This window comes from Pseudomonas sp. AL10 (assembly GCF_029960685.1).
GTDB classification, from domain to species: Bacteria; Pseudomonadota; Gammaproteobacteria; order Pseudomonadales; family Pseudomonadaceae; genus Aquipseudomonas; species Aquipseudomonas lactis.
Genome location: NZ_JASBQZ010000003.1, coordinates 171727 through 190299, shown reverse-complemented (window position 1 = coordinate 190299; position 18573 = coordinate 171727). Strand labels below are relative to the sequence as shown.

General features: G+C 60.5%; 16 protein-coding genes. 8 read left to right on the top strand and 8 right to left on the bottom strand.

What is annotated here, in order from left to right; genetic code table 11:
- Nucleotides 1–111: 111 nt before the first annotated feature.
- Together QK296_RS05330 and QK296_RS05325 are read left to right on the top strand one after the other, a co-directional pair.
- Nucleotides 112–900 carry an SDR family oxidoreductase gene (locus QK296_RS05330; protein ID WP_192001639.1) on the top strand — a complete coding sequence of 263 codons (789 nt, stop codon included), beginning with the start codon at nucleotides 112–114 and terminating at the stop codon, nucleotides 898–900.
- Between the two features lie 61 nt (nucleotides 901–961).
- Entirely contained in the window at nucleotides 962–1990 is a 1029-nt protein-coding gene (locus tag QK296_RS05325) for an NADP-dependent oxidoreductase (RefSeq protein WP_003193115.1), read from the top strand.
- Here QK296_RS05325 and QK296_RS05320 read toward each other — a convergent pair.
- The 3 genes from QK296_RS05320 to QK296_RS05310 form a co-directional block, all read right to left on the bottom strand.
- On the bottom strand, nucleotides 1947–2816 hold the full coding sequence (locus QK296_RS05320; protein ID WP_003193117.1) for a carboxylate/amino acid/amine transporter: 870 nt from the start codon (nucleotides 2814–2816) through the stop codon (nucleotides 1947–1949). The two genes, QK296_RS05325 and QK296_RS05320, sit on opposite strands and share 44 nt — an antisense overlap.
- A 203-nt stretch (nucleotides 2817–3019) precedes the next feature.
- A complete protein-coding gene (locus QK296_RS05315) occupies nucleotides 3020–3619 on the bottom strand; it encodes an FMN-dependent NADH-azoreductase (RefSeq protein WP_044275035.1) in 600 nt (199 codons plus the stop codon).
- Between the two features lie 151 nt (nucleotides 3620–3770).
- Complete coding sequence (locus tag QK296_RS05310; protein WP_034136150.1) at nucleotides 3771–4085, bottom strand: 3-phosphoglycerate kinase; 315 nt, start codon at nucleotides 4083–4085, stop codon at nucleotides 3771–3773.
- Between the two features lie 49 nt (nucleotides 4086–4134).
- Here QK296_RS05310 and QK296_RS05305 point away from each other — a divergent pair, with 49 nt between their 5' ends.
- The 5 genes from QK296_RS05305 (at nucleotide 4135) to aqpZ (ending at nucleotide 9235) form a co-directional block, all read left to right on the top strand.
- Nucleotides 4135–5058 (top strand): LysR family transcriptional regulator, encoded by a 924-nt coding sequence (locus tag QK296_RS05305; protein WP_003193120.1) that lies wholly within the window; start codon nucleotides 4135–4137, stop codon nucleotides 5056–5058.
- Between the two features lie 14 nt (nucleotides 5059–5072).
- Nucleotides 5073–5876, top strand: a complete 804-nt coding sequence (locus QK296_RS05300) for an alpha/beta hydrolase (RefSeq protein WP_169856752.1) — start codon at nucleotides 5073–5075, stop codon at nucleotides 5874–5876.
- Between the two features lie 3 nt (nucleotides 5877–5879).
- The gene (locus tag QK296_RS05295; protein ID WP_169856751.1) at nucleotides 5880–6443 is read left to right on the top strand and encodes a peptidylprolyl isomerase; all 564 of its coding nucleotides are present in this window, start codon (nucleotides 5880–5882) and stop codon (nucleotides 6441–6443) included.
- Between the two features lie 82 nt (nucleotides 6444–6525).
- On the top strand, nucleotides 6526–8358 hold the full coding sequence (locus tag QK296_RS05290) for an ABC transporter ATP-binding protein (RefSeq protein ID WP_003193125.1): 1833 nt from the start codon (nucleotides 6526–6528) through the stop codon (nucleotides 8356–8358).
- A gap of 175 nt (nucleotides 8359–8533) precedes the next feature.
- A complete protein-coding gene (gene aqpZ / locus QK296_RS05285; protein WP_044275039.1) occupies nucleotides 8534–9235 on the top strand; it encodes an aquaporin Z in 702 nt (233 codons plus the stop codon).
- A 120-nt stretch (nucleotides 9236–9355) separates the two neighbouring features.
- Here the strand turns inward: aqpZ and QK296_RS05280 are convergent, their stop codons facing one another.
- Complete coding sequence (locus QK296_RS05280; RefSeq protein WP_034136154.1) at nucleotides 9356–10489, bottom strand: GNAT family N-acetyltransferase; 1134 nt, start codon at nucleotides 10487–10489, stop codon at nucleotides 9356–9358.
- A 286-nt stretch (nucleotides 10490–10775) separates the two neighbouring features.
- Here QK296_RS05280 and QK296_RS05275 point away from each other — a divergent pair, with 286 nt between their 5' ends.
- A complete protein-coding gene (locus QK296_RS05275) occupies nucleotides 10776–12098 on the top strand; it encodes a putative porin (RefSeq protein WP_003193136.1) in 1323 nt (440 codons plus the stop codon).
- A 104-nt stretch (nucleotides 12099–12202) separates the two neighbouring features.
- On the opposite strand, the gene QK296_RS05270 is transcribed toward QK296_RS05275, so the two are convergent.
- From QK296_RS05270 to hrpA, 4 genes are all read right to left on the bottom strand, one after another.
- The gene (locus QK296_RS05270) at nucleotides 12203–12439 is read right to left on the bottom strand and encodes a zf-HC2 domain-containing protein (RefSeq protein ID WP_282390677.1); all 237 of its coding nucleotides are present in this window, start codon (nucleotides 12437–12439) and stop codon (nucleotides 12203–12205) included.
- Entirely contained in the window at nucleotides 12433–13047 is a 615-nt protein-coding gene (locus QK296_RS05265; protein ID WP_003193139.1) for an RNA polymerase sigma factor, read from the bottom strand. Before QK296_RS05265 ends, QK296_RS05270 begins: the two co-directional genes overlap by 7 nt.
- 123 nt (nucleotides 13048–13170) lie before the next feature.
- Nucleotides 13171–14292 carry a beta-ketoacyl-ACP synthase III gene (locus QK296_RS05260; protein ID WP_003193141.1) on the bottom strand — a complete coding sequence of 374 codons (1122 nt, stop codon included), beginning with the start codon at nucleotides 14290–14292 and terminating at the stop codon, nucleotides 13171–13173.
- Between the two features lie 314 nt (nucleotides 14293–14606).
- A complete protein-coding gene (gene hrpA, locus QK296_RS05255; RefSeq protein WP_282390676.1) occupies nucleotides 14607–18518 on the bottom strand; it encodes an ATP-dependent RNA helicase HrpA in 3912 nt (1303 codons plus the stop codon).
- Between the last annotated feature and the right edge of the window lie 55 nt (nucleotides 18519–18573).

Here is an 18573-nt window from a genome sequence, read left to right as displayed (position 1 = left end):
ACGCTTGCGAGATAGGCATATTACTATGATGTTGATCATAATCAAAACCGTTGACAGCTTTGATTATGACCGACATCATAAAACCTCCTCGCACTCACAGAGCATCACACCATGAGCACTTCCAACACCGTTCTGATCACTGGCGCTTCGACCGGCATTGGCGCCGCCTACGCCGAACGCTTTGCCGCACGCGGCCACGACCTCGTACTGGTCGCCCGTGACATCACGCGCCTGGAAGCGCTCGCCGCCAGGTTGCGTGAGCACCACGCCGTCAACGTTGATATCCTCCCGGCCGACCTGACCCAGAACGCTGACCTGGCCGCAGTTGAAGCGCGCCTGCGCGATGACGCCAGCATTGGCACCCTGGTCAACAATGCAGGCGCCGCGCAGTCCGGCAGTTTTATCGAACAGTCCACCGACAGCGTTGCGCAATTGGTCACCCTCAACACCACCGCGCTGGTACGCCTGGCCAGTGCCATCGCCCCCCGCCTGGCGGCAGCGGGCAACGGCGCTATCATCAACATTGGCTCGGTAGTGGGCCTGGCCCCGGAATTCGGCATGACGGTCTACGGCGCGACCAAGGCGTTCGTGCTGTTCCTGTCCCAGGGCATGAGCCTGGAACTGGCGCCCAAAGGCGTATACGTGCAAGCCGTGCTGCCCGCCGCCACGCGTACCGAGATCTGGGAACGTGCGGGCATTGATATCAACACCCTCACGGACGTGATGGAAGTGGGTGATCTGGTGGATGCGGCGCTGGTTGGTTTTGATCGCCGCGAGCCGGTGACCATTCCGCCGTTGCAGGACGGCGCCCGTTGGGACGCGTTGCAAGCTGCGCGACAAGGCCTGCTGACGCAGATCAAGCAGTCCCAGGTTGCCGAGCGTTATCTGGCCAACGCCTGATCAACCGGTAGCAGGCGTGCTCCGCGCCTGCCCTTCTCAGCCAAGCAACGAGCATTGAACCATGAAGGCATTTTCCATCGAACGGTACGGCAAACAGCCCGGCCGCCTCATCGAGGCCCCCGCGCCTATCGTGGGTGAGCACGACGTGCTGGTTCAGGTGCGAGCCAGCAGTGTCAATGTGCTGGATGCAAAGATCGCCAAAGGCGAATTCAAACTGGTCCTACCGTATGCGTTGCCGTTGACACTGGGCAATGACCTGGCCGGCGTGGTGCTCAGCGTCGGCGCTGCGGTACGACGCTTCAAGCCGGGGGACGAAGTCTACGCCCGCCCGCCTCAGCAGCGTATCGGCACCTTCGCCGAGTTGATTGCTGTGCACGAAGACGCACTGGCGCGCAAACCCGCGAATATCAACATGGAGCAAGCCGCCTCCCTGCCCCTGGTCGCGCTGACGGCGTGGCAGGTGCTGGTGGAAACCGCGAAGCTGAAGAAAGGCCAGAAGGTGTTCATTCATGCGGGCTCAGGCGGAGTGGGCAGTATCGCTATCCAGTTGGCCAAGCATTTGGGCGCCTTCGTTGCGACCACCACCAGCACCGCCAATGTGGAGTGGGTCAAGGCGTTAGGCGCGGATGTGGTGATCGACTATAAACAGCAAGCCTTCGAGGCCGTGCTGCGAGATTACGATGTGGTGCTCAACAGCCTAGGCGCGGATGCGCTGGCCAAGTCACTGAAGATTCTCAAGCCCGGCGGTCAACTCATCTCCATCTCCGGGCCGCCGACGCCCGCCTTCGCCCGTGCCCAGAAGCTGCCATGGGTATTGGGCCTGGTCATGGGCCTGTTGAGCAGCGGTATCCGCAGGAAAGCACGCAAGCAAGGCGTGAGCTATGACTTTGTGTTCATGCGTGCCAGCGGCGCCCAACTGGATGAAATCACCGCGCTGGTCGAGTCCGGGATTATCCGGCCGGTCATCGACCGTACCTTTCCTTTCGAATCCACAGCTGCGGCCCTGGACTATGTCGAACAAGGCCGCGCCAAAGGCAAGGTGGTGATCACAATGGCGACGGCACCGCCCGACGCACACCCAGCCGGCTGATCCACACCGCCCCCAGAATCACCAGACCGCCCAGGGCCAAACGGCCCAGCGGTTCGTGCTGGTTCCAGATCAACAGGTTCAGCAACAGCCCCACCGGCACATGCAGGTTGTTCATCACCGCCAGGGTGCCGCCATTGACCAGGCAGGCGCCCTTGTTCCACCAGTACATGCCCAGCGCGGTGCTGACCAACCCGAGGAACACCAGCACACCCCATTGCAGCGGCGCTTGCGGCAGGAAGTCAGCTTTGCCGAACAGCAGGAACGCCGGCAACACCACCAACAAGGCGCCCAGATAGAAATAACCGAAACGCCGAAAGTGCGGCTGGTCACTGGGATAACGCGCCACCAGGTGCTTGTACATGACTTGCCCGGCGGCGTAGGTGAAGTTGGCCAATTGCAGGAGCAAGAACCCCATCAAAAAGTGCGGGGTGATCTGATCGAAACGAATCACCGCCGCACCACCCACCGCCACCAGGGCCGCCACCAGCGCCCAGGGATTGAAGCGGCGATTAAGCGCGTCCTCGATCAGCGTCACATGCAGCGGTGTGAGGATGGTGAACAGCAGCACTTCCGGCACCGTGAGCACACGAAAGCTCAGGTACAGGCAGACGTAGGTCACGCCGAACTGCAATGCGCCGATCACCAACATGCCGCGCATGAACGCGGGCTCCACCGAGCGCCAGCGCGTCAAAGGAATAAAGATCAGCCCGGCCAGCACCACGCGCACCAGCACGGCAAAGTAGCTGTCGACGTGACCGGCGAGGTATTCGCCGATCAAGCTGAAGGAAAATGCCTGAATCAGGGTGACAACCAGTAGATAGCCCATGCGCGCCTCGTTTCGAATGGGCGCGACAGTAAAGCTTTTTGGGTTTTGAGGAAACTCGGCGCAAAAAAAACCCGACCTCGCTAAAGCGGCAGTCGGGCAGGAGCACTCAGGAGCAAAAAGTGCAAAGGGAGGTTCGATACGCGTACTTGAAGGGTTTGCGTGGGGCTATATAAGCAGCACGGGATTATCTGACGATTAACGCCTCAGGCCACCTGAGCCAGCAGTGCCTTGGCGTGATTGACGCCCTTCTCCTGGAAGTCGCCGCCCAGGTTGACGCCTTCGGCGTGAATGAAGGTAACGTCATGAATGCCGATAAATGCCATGACCTGACGCAGGTACGGTTCCTGGTGATCCGAGGTGGCGCCAGTGTGGATACCACCGCGTGCGGTAAGCACGATGGCGCGCTTGCCGGTCAACAAACCCTGGGGCCCGGTGGCGGTGTATTTGAAGGTCACACCGGCCCGCAACACATGATCCAGCCAGGCTTTGAGGGTGCTGGGGATGGCGAAGTTGTACATCGGCGCGGCCATCACCAACACGTCGGCGGCCAGCAATTCGTCAGTCAACTCGTTGGAGCGGTCCAGGGATACCTGTTCGTCGTCGTTACGCTGCTCCGCCGGCTTCATCCAGCCACCCAGCAGGTTGGCATCCAGGTGGGGGACCGGATTGAGCGCAACGTCGCGCACGGTGATGTGGTCTGCCGGATGGGCGACTTGCCATTGGCTGATGAACTGTTGGGTGAGCTGGCGGGAAATGGAATCCTGCTGGCGCGCACTGCTTTCGATGATCAGAACATTGGACATGGCTTCGTAGGCTCCATCGGTAATTGCTGTAAGTCGATGGAGAGAAGGTTAGCCAGGGCCCATTCGATAAAAAAGCGCAAAAAACTGCTACAACCCATCTAGAAATTTGTTTATATGCGGAGTATTCCTGTGGGCATGCTCCGCTGCTGCTTTATTTTGGCGCGCAGTTCAGGGCAATACGCATCTTGATGATGGAGCGATTGAACTTGACCGTGGTGTTGGTGCTTTTGCCGGCTGGCACGGTCACGGTGCGGCGGCGTGGCGATTCCGGGCCATTGGTGAAGATTACCGAACACACAGCATCCCGGGTGCCGTAGTTGCTTAGCTGAATCGAACTGATGTCTGCGTCCACATCGGACGCGGTGTAATCAATGCTGACGCCATCGATCTTTTTCGTCACGTCGATAGGATAGGCAAACGCGCTCATCGGCAGCAGCGCCAGCAACACACAACACAATTTTCTCATTCGGCAGTCTCCAATAAGGACCGCCAGCTTAGGACAAGAGGAGCTCATCTTGAAAGCGCCCCGCGTTACCCTCGATCAATGGCGCACCTTGCAAGCCGTGGTCGACCATGGCGGCTTCGCCCAAGCCGCCGAAGCGCTGCACCGTTCGCAATCTTCGGTGAGCTACACCGTGGCGCGCATGCAGGACCAACTCGGCGTCCCGCTGCTGCGCATCGACGGGCGCAAGGCGGTGCTGACCGAGGCCGGTGAGGTGCTGCTGCGCCGCTCCCGCCAACTGGTGAAAAACGCCAGCCAGCTGGAAGACCTCGCCCATCACATGGAGCAGGGCTGGGAAGCCGAAGTGCGCCTGGTGGTGGACGCCGCTTACCCCAGCGCACGTCTGGTTCGCGCATTGACCGCCTTTATGCCGCAAAGCCGTGGCTGCCGGGTGCGCCTGCGCGAAGAGGTGCTGTCCGGGGTCGAAGAGTTGCTGCTCGACGGCATGGCGGACCTGGCCATTTGCGGGTTTATCATCCCCGGCTACCTGGGCACGGAAATGAGCGATGTGGAGTTCGTCGCCGTGGCTCACCCCGATCACTCGCTGCATCGCCTCAACCGTGAGCTGAGTTTCCATGACCTGGAGAGCCAGATGCAGGTGGTGATCCGCGACTCCGGCCGCCAGCAACCGCGCGACGTCGGCTGGCTCGGCGCCGAACAGCGCTGGACCGTCGGCAGCCTCGCTACCGCCGCCACCTTCGTCGGCAGCGGCCTGGGCTTTGCCTGGCTGCCCCGGCACATGATCGAGCGCGAACTCAAGGAAGGCGTGCTCAAGCAGCTTCCCCTGGAAAAAGGCGGCAGTCGCAACCCGACGTTTTACCTGTACTCCAACAAAGACAAACCCTTGGGGCCCGCCACGCAGATCCTTGTGGAATTGCTGCGCACCTTTGACACCGCTCCCTTGGACGCGCCCTTTGCCGCCCCCCAACAAGCCTGAAACGGAGTTCACCCATGGCCTGGTTCGACCATGAAGGCTGCAGCCTGCATTACGAAGAGTATGGCCATGGCAACCCGCTGGTCCTGATCCACGGCCTGGGCTCCAGCAGCCAGGATTGGGAACTGCAAGTACCGGTACTCGCCCGACACTACCGCCTGATCGTAGTTGACGTGCGCGGCCATGGTCGCTCGGACAAACCCCGGGAGCGCTACAGCATCAAGGGGTTTACCTTCGACCTGATCGCCCTGATCGAACACCTCGACCTGCCAGCGGCCCACGTGGTGGGTTTATCCATGGGCGGCATGATCGCCTTCCAACTGGCAGTGGATGAACCCCTGCGGGTCAAGAGCCTGTGCATCGTCAACAGCGCGCCTGAGGTCAAGGTGCGCAGTGCCGATGACTATTGGCAGTGGGCCAAACGCTGGACCCTGGCCCGCGTGCTCAGCCTGGGCACCATCGGCAAGGCCCTGGGCGATCGGCTGTTCCCCAAACCTGAGCAGGCCGACCTGCGCCGCAAGATGGCCGAACGCTGGGCAAGAAACGACAAACGTGCTTATCTCGCCAGCTTCGACGCCATTGTAGGCTGGGGCGTACAGGAACAACTGTCGAGAATTACCTGTCCAACCCTGGTCATCAGCGCCGACCATGACTACACCCCCGTGGCGCAGAAAGAAATCTATGTAAAACTGCTGCCCGATGCGCGACTGGTGGTCATCGAAGATTCCCGCCATGCCACGCCCTTGGACCAACCCGAGGTCTTTAACGCGACCTTGCTCGATTTTCTAAAGACCGTCGAAACCACTACCCAGGATCACTGACCCATGCTGAAAAAAATCGCCTTATTTGCCGGTTCCGCCTTGTTCGCTGCCAACCTGATGGCGGCTGAGCCGGCCAAGGCGCCACATGTTTTGCTCGACACCACCAACGGCCAGATTGAAATCGAACTGGACCCGGTCAGGGCGCCGATCAGCACCAAGAACTTCCTGGCCTATGTCGACAAGGGCTTCTACACCAATACGATCTTTCACCGCGTGATCCCGGGCTTCATGGTCCAGGGTGGCGGGTTCACCCAGCAAATGTCACAAAAGCCGACCGAAGCACCGATCAAGAACGAAGCCAGCAATGGCCTGCATAACGTGCGTGGCACCTTGTCCATGGCTCGCACCAATGACCCGAACTCGGCCACCAGCCAATTCTTCATCAACGTGGCTGACAATGCCTTCCTCGACCCGGGCCGCGATGCCGGTTATGCCGTGTTCGCCAAAGTGGTCAAGGGCATGGACGTCGTCGACATCATCGTCAACTCCCAGACCACCACCAAGCAAGGCATGCAGAACGTGCCCATCGATCCTGTGATCATCAAGTCGGCCAAGCGCATCGACTGAGGTCTGCAGGCAGCTTTGCGCGGTGCCCACACGGCACCGTGCACCTTTGAAAGGAGAGCCCGCCCGGCGGGCGTCAAACCTAATGCTCTATCGTCGTTTTGAACAGCTGATCGATATTTTCCGCGACGCCCCCAGCGCGGCCCCTCCCGAAAAAGTCCTGCCCTTCTATCTCTATTACCTGCGCCAGGTGTGGCCGTGCTTTGCCGCGCTGTTGGTGGTGGGGCTGGTGGGCGCCCTGATCGAAGTGGCGTTGTTCAGCTACTTGAGCCGCATCATCGACCTGGCCCAGGGCACGCCGCCGGCGAACTTCTTCCAGATCCACAGCGCCGAGCTGATCTGGATGGCCGTGGTCGCCCTGTTGTTACGCCCGCTCTTCAACGGCCTGCATGACTTGCTGGTGCACCAGACCATCAACCCTGGCATGACCAGCCTGATTCGCTGGCAAAACCACAGCTACGTGCTCAAACAGAGCCTGAATTTCTTCCAGAACGATTTCGCCGGGCGCATCGCCCAGCGGATCATGCAAACCGGCAACTCCTTGCGTGACTCGGCGGTGGCGACCGCAGAGGCTATCTGGCACGTGTCGATCTACGCCATCAGTGCCCTGGTGTTGTTTGCCGAGGCCGACTGGCGGTTGATGATTCCGCTGATCACTTGGATCGTTTGCTACAGCCTGGCCCTGCGTTACTTCGTACCTCGCGTGAAAGAACGCTCAGTGGTCTCCTCGGAGGCGCGCTCCAAGTTGATGGGCCGAATTGTCGACGGCTATACCAATATCACCACTTTGAAGCTGTTCGCCCATACGCAGAATGAACAGGAATACGCCAAGCAAGCGATCATCGAGCAGACCGAAAAAACCCAACTGGCCGCCCGCGTACTCACCAGCATGGACACCGTGATCTGTATTCTGAACGGCCTGCTGATTGTCACCACTACTGGCCTGGCCCTGTGGCTGTGGACGCAGTCGCTGATTTCCGTGGGCGCAATTGCCCTGGCCACCGGCCTGGTGATCCGCATCGTCAACATGTCCGGCTGGATCATGTGGGTGGTCAACGGCATCTTCGAAAACATCGGTATCGTGCAGGACGGCCTGAAAACCATCGCCCAGCCACTGGCCGTGGTCGATCGTGAAAACGCTCCGCGCCTGACGGTGCCCCACGGCCAGGTACGCTTTGAGCAAGTGGACTTCCACTACGGCAAGAAGAGCGGAATCATTGGCGGCCTCAACCTTGAGATCAAGGCCGGGGAAAAGATCGGCTTGATCGGCCCATCCGGCGCAGGCAAATCGACGCTGGTCAACCTGCTGCTGCGCCTTTACGACCTGCAGGGCGGGCGCATCCTCATCGACGGCCAGGACATCGCCGAAGTGGCCCAGGAAAGCCTGCGCGCACAGATCGGCATGATCACCCAAGACACCTCGTTGCTGCACCGCTCGATCCGCGACAACCTGTTGTATGGCAAGCCCGACGCGACTGACGAAGAACTGTGGGCGGCGGTGCACAAGGCCCGTGCCGATGAGTTCATCCCGCTGCTGTCGGACTCCGAGGGCCGCACCGGGCTGGATGCCCATGTGGGTGAGCGCGGGGTGAAACTCTCCGGCGGGCAACGTCAGCGTATCGCTATCGCCCGCGTGCTGCTCAAGGACGCGCCGATCCTGATCATGGACGAAGCCACCTCTGCGCTGGACTCGGAAGTGGAAGCGGCGATCCAGGAGAGCCTGGAAACCCTGATGCAGGGCAAGACGGTAATTGCGATCGCGCACCGGTTGTCGACCATCGCACGCATGGACCGCCTGGTGGTGCTGGAAAAAGGCCAGATCGCCGAAAGCGGCAGCCATTCCGAGTTGCTGGCATACGGCGGGCTTTATTCGCGGTTATGGCAGCATCAAACCGGAGGATTTGTCGGTATAGACTGATTTTGTTGGGTAAAGCCCCGCTCAATTCCGAACAATTCTGACAGCTTTCTCTATCTGACTGGTCTTGCGGCACAATCCTGCTGTACTGCAATCAGGCCCCAGGAGGGCCCTGATTTAAGGCGGCAGGGAAGCCACACAGACCGTTAATCAGATAGAGCAATCTAAGGAAGTGTTCATGTCACTGTTCAAACGTTCCGTAACGGAAGGACTGGGTACGTTTTGGCTGGTGTTGGGTGGCTGCGGGAGTGCGGTGTTGGCCGCAGCGTTCCCCAATGTAGGCATCGGCCTGCTCGGTGTGTCACTGGCTTTCGGGCTCACGGTACTGACCATGGCGTTTGCCATCGGGCATATCAGCGGCTGCCACCTTAATCCGGCCGTCTCGGTGGGGCTGGTGGTCGGCGGCAGGTTCCCGGCCAAGGAGTTGCCAGCTTACATCGTGTCGCAAGTGATCGGAGGCGCCATCGCCGCCGCACTGCTGTACTTCATCGCCAGCGGCAAGCCTGGGTTCGAACTGGCCTCCGGGCTGGCAAGCAATGGCTATGGCGAGCATTCGCCCGGTGGTTATTCCATGGCGGCAGGCTTTGTTTGTGAGCTGGTGATGACCGCGATGTTCGTGCTGATCATCCTTGGCGCCACCGACCGTCGAGCCCCGGCAGGCTTCGCGCCCATCGCCATTGGCCTGGGGCTGACGCTGATTCACCTTATCTCCATCCCGGTGACCAACACCTCCGTCAACCCGGCCCGCAGCACGGGGCCTGCGTTGATTGTCGGCGGCTGGGCGCTGCAGCAGTTGTGGTTGTTCTGGCTCGCGCCGATCCTCGGCGCGGTGATCGGCGGCATTACCTACCGATGGTTGGGTGCAGAAAAAACAGCTTGACCCACTCCCTGCAGGGGCGAGCTTGCTCGCGAAAAACGCCAATGATGACGCAGTGCTTACAGCTGTAAACCCGCGTCGCCTGTACGTTCTTCGCGAGCAAGCTCGCTCCTACAAGGTGTTTTACGTTCCGTCAGAGTGCCGATAAGGCAAAGCCGCCCTCGCCTCTTCGGCATACGCCAGAACCCCCACCCGTTCGCGCTCAAGAAAATCTTCCACAGCGTTCTTCAACCCCGGGTGGCGCAGGTAGTGCCAGGACCGCGTAATCACCGGCTCAAACCCGCGAATCAATTTGTGCTCCCCCTGGGCACCCGCATCGAAGCGTTGCAGGCCGTGGGCGATGGCGTAGTCCATGCCTTGGTAGAAACAGGTTTCGAAATGCAGACGGTCGAATTCCGCCAGGCAACCCCAGTAGCGGCCATAGAAGCTGTCGCCACCAAGCAGGCTGAAGGCCATGGCCACCGGGCGCGTGCCTTGTTTGGCCAAGACTACGCGGATGGCTGCGGGCATGCGCTCAGCCAGCAGGCTGAAAAACGCGCGGGTCAGGTAGGGCGATTGCCGGCGCACCGCGTAGGTGTTGGCGTAGCAGGCGTAGACAAAATCCCATTGGGCTTCGCTCAGCTCGTGGCCTTGCAACCACTCGAACTCGATACCCTGCCCCGCCACTTGTTCGCGCTCTTTGCGCATCTGTTTACGCTTGCGTGAACTCAGGGCGTCGAGGAAATCCTGGAAGTCGCGGTAGCCTCGGTTCTGCCAATGAAACTGACAACCCAGGCGTTGCAACCAGCCGGGGTGTTGGGCCATGGCTTCATCGGCGAGGGCATCGGTAAAGTTGATATGGGCGCTCGACAGGCCTTCGATCTCCAGATACCCCGGCAGGCTATTGAGCAATTCGAAAGCGTCTGCGGCACTGGCAGCCAACACGCGCGGCCCACCGACCGGGCTGAACGGCACGGCCGTCAGCAACTTGGGGTAGTAGTCGATGCCAGCGCGCTCGCAGGCGTCGGCCCAGCCGTGATCGAACACGTACTCGCCATAAGAATGCCATTTTCGATAACCCGGCAATGCCGCCATCAACCGGTCGCCTTCCCAGTGCAGCAAATGCTCCGTCTGCCAGCCCGAATGCGGGCCGACGCTGGCGCTGTCTTCCAGCGCGCTCAGAAACCCATGCTGCATAAACGGCTGGGCCTGTGGCATCAGGGCATCCCACGTGTGCGCAGCGATATCGGACAGGCTGTCCAGGCGTTGCAACGGCATCGGCATCCTCATTGTTTCTTGGCATGAAAACCTGGCGAGTATCGCTGATCACAGCCGCACACACACCCAGAAAACACGCGGACAGACGTCAAAACCCTTAGTTCCGTAGCGTAACGATTTGTCATCTAGATGAAATCACTTAGCCACTACTCCGTCATAAACGGTCGCGATACTGACGCCAGTTTTTAGAGCGTCCGGGTCTACCGGGCGACATTTTTTCCGTCCGTCATGGGTCGGTTGTGTCCTGGAGGGTGGTTGCCCTCCCTCCTCACTTTCGGAGATTGATATGCGTCTTGCTTCCACTAAAACTGCGGCGGTCCTGTGTGGCGGCCTGTTGCTGGCACTGAGCGTTCCGGCCAGCGCTGCAGTCGACGCTAAATTGCTCGACATGCTCAAGGCCAACGGCCAGATCACCGCGGCGCAGTACACCGAACTGCAAATGGAACTGGCCAGGGATCAGAAAGAACAACAGATCGCCCGCCAGGCTCAACAAGAGACCAACGAGCAGATCGCGGCCACTGCGAAAAAAACCAACGAGCTGAGCAGCTTCGACCAGAAATTGGCTTGGGCAGCCAAGACCCAGTTCAAGGGTGATGTGCGCTTCCGTCAGGAAACCATCAAGATCGACGGCGAGCCCAACAACGGTGGGCGTGACAAGGACCGTCAACGTATCCGTGCGCGCCTGGGTGCCTACACCGAAATCAACCCGCAAGTGGACACCGGTATCCGTATCGCCACCGGCGGCGGCGACGATGCACGTTCCACTAACCAGGACCAGGATGGTTACTTCGATAAGAAATCGATCTGGCTGGACCTCGGCTACATCGACTACCACCCGGACCAGATCAAGAACCTGCACGTGATCGGCGGCAAGATGCTGCAACCGTGGGTGAACATGGGCGACGTGATCTGGGATAGCGACATCAACCCTGAAGGCCTGGCCGTCACCTACAAATACCCGCTGGGGAGCAGCGCAGAACTGTTCGGCAGCCTGGGTAACTACAACCTCAAGGACAACGTGGACGGTGACGGCGTGCAATTTCGCCATGACCTGCGCCTGACGTCCGGCCAGTTGGGTACGCGTTTCTCGGTCACCGACAACCTGAAAATGACCTTGGGCGGCAGCATCTACGCCTACAAGAATGACGAAGACAGCCGTTGCACAACCACCACCACGCCTTGCGCATTGGCGGTCAACGGCAACTCGGCCAACAACGAATTCCGCTTGTACGAAGGCTTTGCGCAAGCAGACATCGGTGGCCTGGCTGTGCCGCTGTCGTTCTACGGCCAGTACGTGAAAAACAACGATGCGGTGACCGACCAGGACACCGCCTGGTTGCTGGGTGCCAAGTCCAAGGTGTTCGGTTTGAACCTGGACTACAACTACCGCGACGTTCAACGTAATGCCGTCGTAGGCGCCTTCACCGATTCGGACTTCGCCAACGGCACCACCGGTTCGCGCGGTCACAAGATGAAAGTCAGCTACGACATCGACAAGAACTTCGCCATCGGCGCCACCTACTTCCTGACCAAGGCTGACTTTGCCAGCCGGACCCAGCGGGATGCCGACACCAACACCTTGCAACTGGATGCTGAAGCCAAGTTCTAATGCTTAACTTGTAGGAGCGAGCTTGCTCGCGAAGAACCCACAGGCAACGCGGTTCTCCAGGATACCCGCGTTATCGTTGACGTTCTTCGCGAGCAAGCTCGCTCCTACATGATGTCTTTACGCCGCTCGGCCGCCAGTTGTTCAGCCAGCGCATCCACACCCTCCACCGGCTCCTGCGGCATACGCTTGAGCGTCGTCTGCATCAGGCGCATCTGACGGATAAAGCGCCGGCAGTTCGGGCAAAACATCAAGTGATGACGCACCATAAGACGCTCCCGAAAGGTCAATTGCCCATCGAGATAGTCACTGGAACGCGCTACTTGCTCTTTACAGGTCAACATTCGCCCGTTTCCTCAAAATGCTCCACCGTGGCGAAGACTTTAAGCCGTGCTCGATGCAACAGCACACGGACGTTGGAGAGTGAAAGGGTGAGAAGATTACAGATCTCTTCCAGCTCCAGGCCCTGGCGTTCACGCAACACCAGCACACTGCTTTGTAATTCGGACAAGCTCAGAATCGTATGCTCCAGGCATTGGCGCAATTCATCTTCGGTCAGCAGCGCTTCCGGGGTGTCCTGGTGCCAGGCATACGGGGCGACAGCCCAATGGCCATCATCGGGGCTGAAGCGGTCATCGCCGATAGTGCCGTGGGGTGAGGGCAAGTCGTCGAGCAGCACTTCCCGACGATTTTGTTTGTAACGACTCTTTGCGGAGTTGGCAGTAATGGTTAATAACCACGTCTTGAGGCTGGATCGCCCTTCGAACTTGGCCAGGTTGCGCACCACCGAGAGCCAGGCATCTTGCACCACCTCATCGGCATGGCGCTGGCCGACGATGGCATAGGCCACTGCCCGCATTGCACTCTGGTAGGTGTTGACCAATTCCTTATAAGCCTGCTGCTCACCCTTGAGCAGGCGTTCAAGCAGGTGCGTGTCGTCCGCTGCTGCCATTCAAACCTCGATCTAAAAGTGCACACCCGACCCTGTGGGAGCTGGCTTGCCTGCGATGCAGACACCTCGGTGTATCAGGCACACCACTGTGATGCCATCGCAGGCAAGCCAGCTCCCACATACTCAGCGTTTGCGCAGGATCACACTGCCAATCGAATACCCGGCGCCAAAGGAGCTGAGTACGGCAACCGCGCCCTTGGGCAGGTCATCCTGATAAGTGTGAAACGCAATCACCGAGCCGGCCGAGCTGGTATTGGCGTAAGTATCGAGGATCACCGGCGCTTCTTCCACCGACGCGTCGCGCCCCAGCAGCTTCTTGACGATCAGGTGATTCATGCTCAGGTTGGCCTGGTGCAGCCAGAAACGCTTCACATCGGTCACACTCAGCTGGTTTTCTGCCAAGTGCTCGCCGATCAATTCGGCCACCATCGGGCAGACATCACGGAACACCTTGCGGCCTTCCTGCACGAACAGCTTGTCGGGAGCGCCGATGCCCTCTTCCGCGGTGCGGTTGAGGAAGCCGAAGTTGTTGCGGATGTTGTTGGAGAACTTGGTCAGCAGCTTGGTGCTCACCACGTCGAACTGATGTTCGGACGTCGCCAGGTCAGCACGCTCCAGAATCACCGCCGTGGCGGCATCACCGAAGATGAAGTGGCTGTCACGGTCACGGAAGTTCAGGTGGCCGGTGCAGACTTCCGGGTTGACCATCAGGATCGCCCGGGCCTGGCCCAACTGGATGCTGTTGGCCGCGTTCTGGATGCCGAAGGTGGCCGAGGAACACGCCACGTTCATGTCGAAACCGAAACCCTGGATACCCAAGGCTTCCTGGACTTCAATGGCGATCGCCGGGTAGGCGCGTTGCAGGTTGGAGCAGGCGACAATCACGCCGTCGATATCGGCGGCGGTCTTGCCGGCGCGCTGCAGGGCTTGTTCGGCGGCACCGATGGCCATCTGGCAAAGCACCGACCATTCGTCGTTGCTGCGCTCGGGCAGGCGTGGAGCCATGCGCTGCGGATCGAGGATGCCGTCCTTGTCCATCACAAAACGGCTCTTGATGCCGGATGCCTTTTCGATGAATGCCGCGCTCGACTCGGTCAGCGCCTGCACATCGCCACGTTCGATAGCGGCGGCGTTGTCGGCGTTGAACTGTTGTACGTAGGCATTGAAAGACTGCACCAGCTCTTCGTTGGAAATGCTGTTGGCCGGGGTGTACAGGCCAGTGCCGCTGATGACGACGTTATGCACGGTCGTTCCTCTAAATCTGTCAGGCAGAAGATATTGGTACCGTCGTACCAAACTTAAAGTGGTTTGATGTCATCCAGCGGGCATCAAACTGGCAATGCTTTTATTCACTCTTGTAACCGCGAAGTTTGCCACAACCCTGGGGATTTGGCGCTATAGGCCAGACAAACATCCCATTGTGGGATGGGGCTTGCCCTAATGCCTGTAGGAGCGCGCTTGCTCGCGAAGAACCCACAGGCAACGCGCTTATCCAGGATACCCGCGTTATCGTTGACGTTTTTCGCGAGCGAGCTCGCTCCTACAGGTGGGCCAGGGGTTCAGGGCTCTACCTGGCTCCATTGCTTGCTCAGGCGCTTATCGGAAATCGGTACCTTGGTGCCCAACTGCTGGGCAAACAGCGACACCCGGTACTCCTCCAGCCACCAGCGGTACAGCTCCAGTTGCGGGTCGCGCTTGCCTTCCTGGGTGTGTTTGTTCAGGCGGTTCTGGTACTGCGCCCACAAACCGCCCAACTCGCTGCTCCACACACGGTCCTTTTGCACCTGGCTCGGCAGTTTTTCCAGGCGCAGCTCGATGGCCTTGAGAAAACGCGGCAGTTCCTTGAACCACTGGGCCGGGGTTTCCCGTACAAAGCCTGGGTACACCAGGTTGCTCAGTTGCTGCTTGATATCGTTCAAGGCCACGGCCTGGGCCAGGTCGATCTTGCCCTTGAAGCGCTTTTGCAGGCCGTGCCAGAGCTTCAGCACCTCCAGGGTCAGGCGCGCGAGGCGCTCGGCGTGCTCGGTCCAACTGCCGCGCTTGCGTTCAGCCAAGGCTGCCAGGCCAGCGCCATCGCGTGGCAGGCTATCTTCGCCTTCAAGTACACAGGTATCGAGGCTGGCCAGCAGGATGTCTTCGACCAGCGCATCGATACGCCCCAGTTCACGGTACATGAGGCCCAACTCGGTCAAGCCCGGCAATTTGCCGCGCAGGAATTTCGCCGGTTCCGCCAATTGCTGCATCAGCAGGCGCTGCAAGGCGCGACGGTGCTGGAACTCGGCTTCGGCGGCGGTAGAGAAACGCCCCTCCTTGACCGTGCCGTTCTCTTCCACCAGGGCCGGGTACACCGTCATCGACAGGCCGGCGATGTTTTGCTGGGTCTTTTGCGCCACCGCCGCAAACACCTTGGCCTCTACCGGCTGCTGGCTTTTCGCGGTTTGCGGCACCGCCAAGGCAGCCTGGCTGGCTTCGGCGAACCGTGCGGTCAGCTCGGCCAGGTCGCGGCCTTCGCCGAGGAACTTGCCCTGGCCGTCGACCACTTCCAGGTTCATCTTCAGGTGGTTTTCCACCTGCTGCGCCGCCTCGGCCCACGCCTCATCGCTGACCCGCGCACCGGTCATGCGCAGCAATTCACGCCCCAGCGCCTGGGGCAACGAGCCCTGGCCGAATTCGATGCGTTGCAGCGCGGCCTTGACGAAGTCCGGCACCGGCACGAAGTTTTTGCGCAGCGCCTTGGGCAAGTTGCGCACCAGGGCGATGCACTTGGCTTCGATCAACCCCGGCACCAGCCACTCCAGGCGCTCGGCTGGCAACGCCGGCAACAACGGCGCCGGCACCCGCAGGGTCACGCCGTCACGGGGGTGGTTGGGTTCGAAGTGGTAACTCAAGGCCAGGGCCAGGTCGCCCAAGTGCAAGGTGTCCGGGTAATGCGCGGCGGTGACTTCACTGGCCTCGCGGGCCAGTACGTCCTCTTCGCGCATGATCAGCAGTTGCGGGTCTTTCTGGCTGTTGACCTTGTACCAACTGTCAAAGGTGGCGGTCTGGTGAATCTCTGCGGGCAAGCGCGCATCGTAGAAGGCGTACAGGGTTTCTTCGTCGGCCAGGATGTCGCGACGGCGAGCCTTGGCTTCCAGCTCATCGAGTTGCTCCAGCAGTTTCTGGTTGGCCGTCAGGCACTTGGCACGGGACTGAATCTCGCCACGTACCAGGCCTTCACGGATAAACAGCTCGCGGGACGCCACCGGGTCAATCGGCCCGTAATGCACCGGCCGGCGCCCGACCACGATCAGCCCGAACAGGGTGATCTGCTCAAACGCCACCACCTGGCCGCGCTTCTTCTCCCAATGGGGTTCGAAGTGGTTTTTCTTGATCAAGTGCCCGGCCAGCGGTTCGATCCAATCGGCATCGATTTTCGCCACCATGCGTGCATAGAGCTTGGTGGTTTCCACCAGTTCGGCGGTCATCAGCCACTGCGGGCGCTTCTTGCCGATGCCCGAAGACGGGTGAATCCAGAAGCGTCGCTGCCGCGCCCCGAGGTAGTCGCCGTCTTCGGTCTTCTGGCCGATCTGGCTGAGCAGGCCGGACAACACGGCTTTATGCAGCTTCGGATAGTCGGCGGGCTCTTTGTTGAGGCTCAGCTGCATGTCGCGGCAGATCAGGCTCAACTGGCGATGGGAATCACGCCACTCGCGCAGGCGCATGTAGTTGAGGAAGTTTTTGCGGCACCAGTTGCGCAACGGGCTGGCGGTCAGTTCCTGGCGCTGCTCCTCGAAACCGCGCCACAGGTTGACCAACCCGGCGAAGTCCGAATCCGGGTCTTTCCACTGTGCGTGGGCTTGGTCGGCCGCTTGTTGACGCTCCGGCGGCCGCTCGCGTGGGTCCTGGATCGACATGGCGCTGGCGACGATCAGCACTTCCTGCAAACTGCCGAGCTTGGCCGCTTCCAGCAACATGCGACCCATGCGCGGGTCCACCGGCAAGCGGGCGAGCTGGCGGCCCAGCGGTGTGAGCTGGCTGTTGCGGTCCACCGCCGAGAGTTCTTGCAGCAGGTTGAAACCGTCGCTGATGGCCTTGCCATCCGGCGGTTCGATAAACGGGAAATCGGTGATCTCGCCCAGGCGCAGGTGCAGCATCTGCAGGATCACGGCGGCCAGGTTGGTACGCAGGATCTCCGGGTCGGTGAATTCCGGGCGCGCGATAAAATCTTCTTCGCTGTACAAGCGCACGCAAATGCCCGGCTCAACCCGGCCGCAACGGCCTTTACGCTGGTTGGCGCTGGCCTGGGAAATCGCCTCGATAGGCAAACGCTGCACCTTGGCGCGGTAGCTGTAGCGGCTGATGCGCGCCGTGCCGCTGTCGATTACATAGCGAATGCCCGGCACGGTCAGCGAGGTTTCCGCGACGTTGGTCGCCAGTACCACGCGCCGGCCCGGGTGGGACTGGAAAATGCGCTGCTGCTCGGCCGGCGACAGCCGTGCGTACAACGGCAAAATCTCGGTGTGTTTGAGCTGGGCCTTGCGCAGCATATCGGCCGCGTCACGAATCTCGCGCTCGCCGGGCAAAAACACCAGCACGTCGCCAGGGCTGCGGCGTTCGCTGCGTTCATAGGCGGCGATTTCATCGAGGGTAGCAAGGATCGCCTGGTCGACAGTCAGGTCGTCCTCGACGCGGTTGCCCTCCTCGTCCTGTTCCAGGGTGAGCGGGCGGTACCAAGTGTCCACCGGGAAGGTACGGCCCGACACCTCGACAATCGGCGCATCGTCAAAATGCTTGGAAAAGCGCTCCAGGTCGATGGTGGCCGAGGTGATGATGACTTTCAGGTCGGGGCGACGCGGCAACAGGGTCTTGAGGTAGCCGAGCAGGAAGTCGATGTTCAGGCTGCGTTCGTGGGCTTCGTCGACGATGATCGTGTCGTAGCGTTCCAGGTAGCGGTCGTTCTGGGTTTCGGCCAGCAGGATGCCGTCGGTCATCAGCTTGATCAGGGTGTTGGCATCGCTCTGGTCTTCAAAGCGCACTTGATAGCCGACCAACGCGCCCAGCGGCGTGGCCAGTTCTTCAGCAACGCGGCTGGCGACACTGCGCGCGGCGATCCGACGCGGCTGGGTATGGCCGATCAGGCCGAACTGGCCGCGACCGATTTCCAGGCAGATTTTTGGCAACTGCGTGGTTTTACCCGAGCCGGTCTCACCAGCGATGATCAGCACCTGGTGTTTGTTCAGCGCGTCCTTGATCTCATCGCGCTTGGCGGCAATCGGCAGGCTGTCGTCATAGCGAATCACCGGCAGGCTGGCGCGCCGCGCCGTGACCTGCGCGCACGATGCCTGCATGCGCGCCACCCACTGCGCCAGCTTCTCCTCGTCGGGCTTCTTGCGCAGCTCAAGCAACTGGCGCCGCAAGCGGTGGCGGTCGGCGAGCATGGCGTGATCGAGGGTTTTGAGCAGTTGGTCGAGGGTGGGTGCTTGGTCTGTCATCAGCTAGTTCGACGGTCATCTATTTATGCACGGCCGGCAAGTGTGGCAGAAAAGC

Excerpts from the sequence above, each read along its gene's own strand:
- QK296_RS05280 (WP_034136154.1), bottom strand. The coding sequence starts at position 10,489 with ATGCCGTTGCAACGCCTGGACAGCCTGTCCGATATCGCTGCGCACACG.
- QK296_RS05320 (WP_003193117.1), bottom strand. The coding sequence starts at position 2,816 with ATGGGCTATCTACTGGTTGTCACCCTGATTCAGGCATTTTCCTTCAGC.
- QK296_RS05330 (WP_192001639.1), top strand. The coding sequence starts at position 112 with ATGAGCACTTCCAACACCGTTCTGATCACTGGCGCTTCGACCGGCATT.
- QK296_RS05265 (WP_003193139.1), bottom strand. The coding sequence starts at position 13,047 with ATGGCAGCAGCGGACGACACGCACCTGCTTGAACGCCTGCTCAAGGGT.
- QK296_RS05310 (WP_034136150.1), bottom strand. The coding sequence starts at position 4,085 with ATGAGAAAATTGTGTTGTGTGTTGCTGGCGCTGCTGCCGATGAGCGCG.
- QK296_RS05295 (WP_169856751.1), top strand. The coding sequence starts at position 5,880 with ATGCTGAAAAAAATCGCCTTATTTGCCGGTTCCGCCTTGTTCGCTGCC.
- QK296_RS05290 (WP_003193125.1), top strand. The coding sequence starts at position 6,526 with ATGCTCTATCGTCGTTTTGAACAGCTGATCGATATTTTCCGCGACGCC.
- aqpZ (WP_044275039.1), top strand. The coding sequence starts at position 8,534 with ATGTCACTGTTCAAACGTTCCGTAACGGAAGGACTGGGTACGTTTTGG.
- QK296_RS05270 (WP_282390677.1), bottom strand. The coding sequence starts at position 12,439 with ATGTTGACCTGTAAAGAGCAAGTAGCGCGTTCCAGTGACTATCTCGAT.
- QK296_RS05275 (WP_003193136.1), top strand. The coding sequence starts at position 10,776 with ATGCGTCTTGCTTCCACTAAAACTGCGGCGGTCCTGTGTGGCGGCCTG.
- QK296_RS05300 (WP_169856752.1), top strand. The coding sequence starts at position 5,073 with ATGGCCTGGTTCGACCATGAAGGCTGCAGCCTGCATTACGAAGAGTAT.
- QK296_RS05315 (WP_044275035.1), bottom strand. The coding sequence starts at position 3,619 with ATGTCCAATGTTCTGATCATCGAAAGCAGTGCGCGCCAGCAGGATTCC.
- QK296_RS05325 (WP_003193115.1), top strand. The coding sequence starts at position 962 with ATGAAGGCATTTTCCATCGAACGGTACGGCAAACAGCCCGGCCGCCTC.
- hrpA (WP_282390676.1), bottom strand. The coding sequence starts at position 18,518 with ATGACAGACCAAGCACCCACCCTCGACCAACTGCTCAAAACCCTCGAT.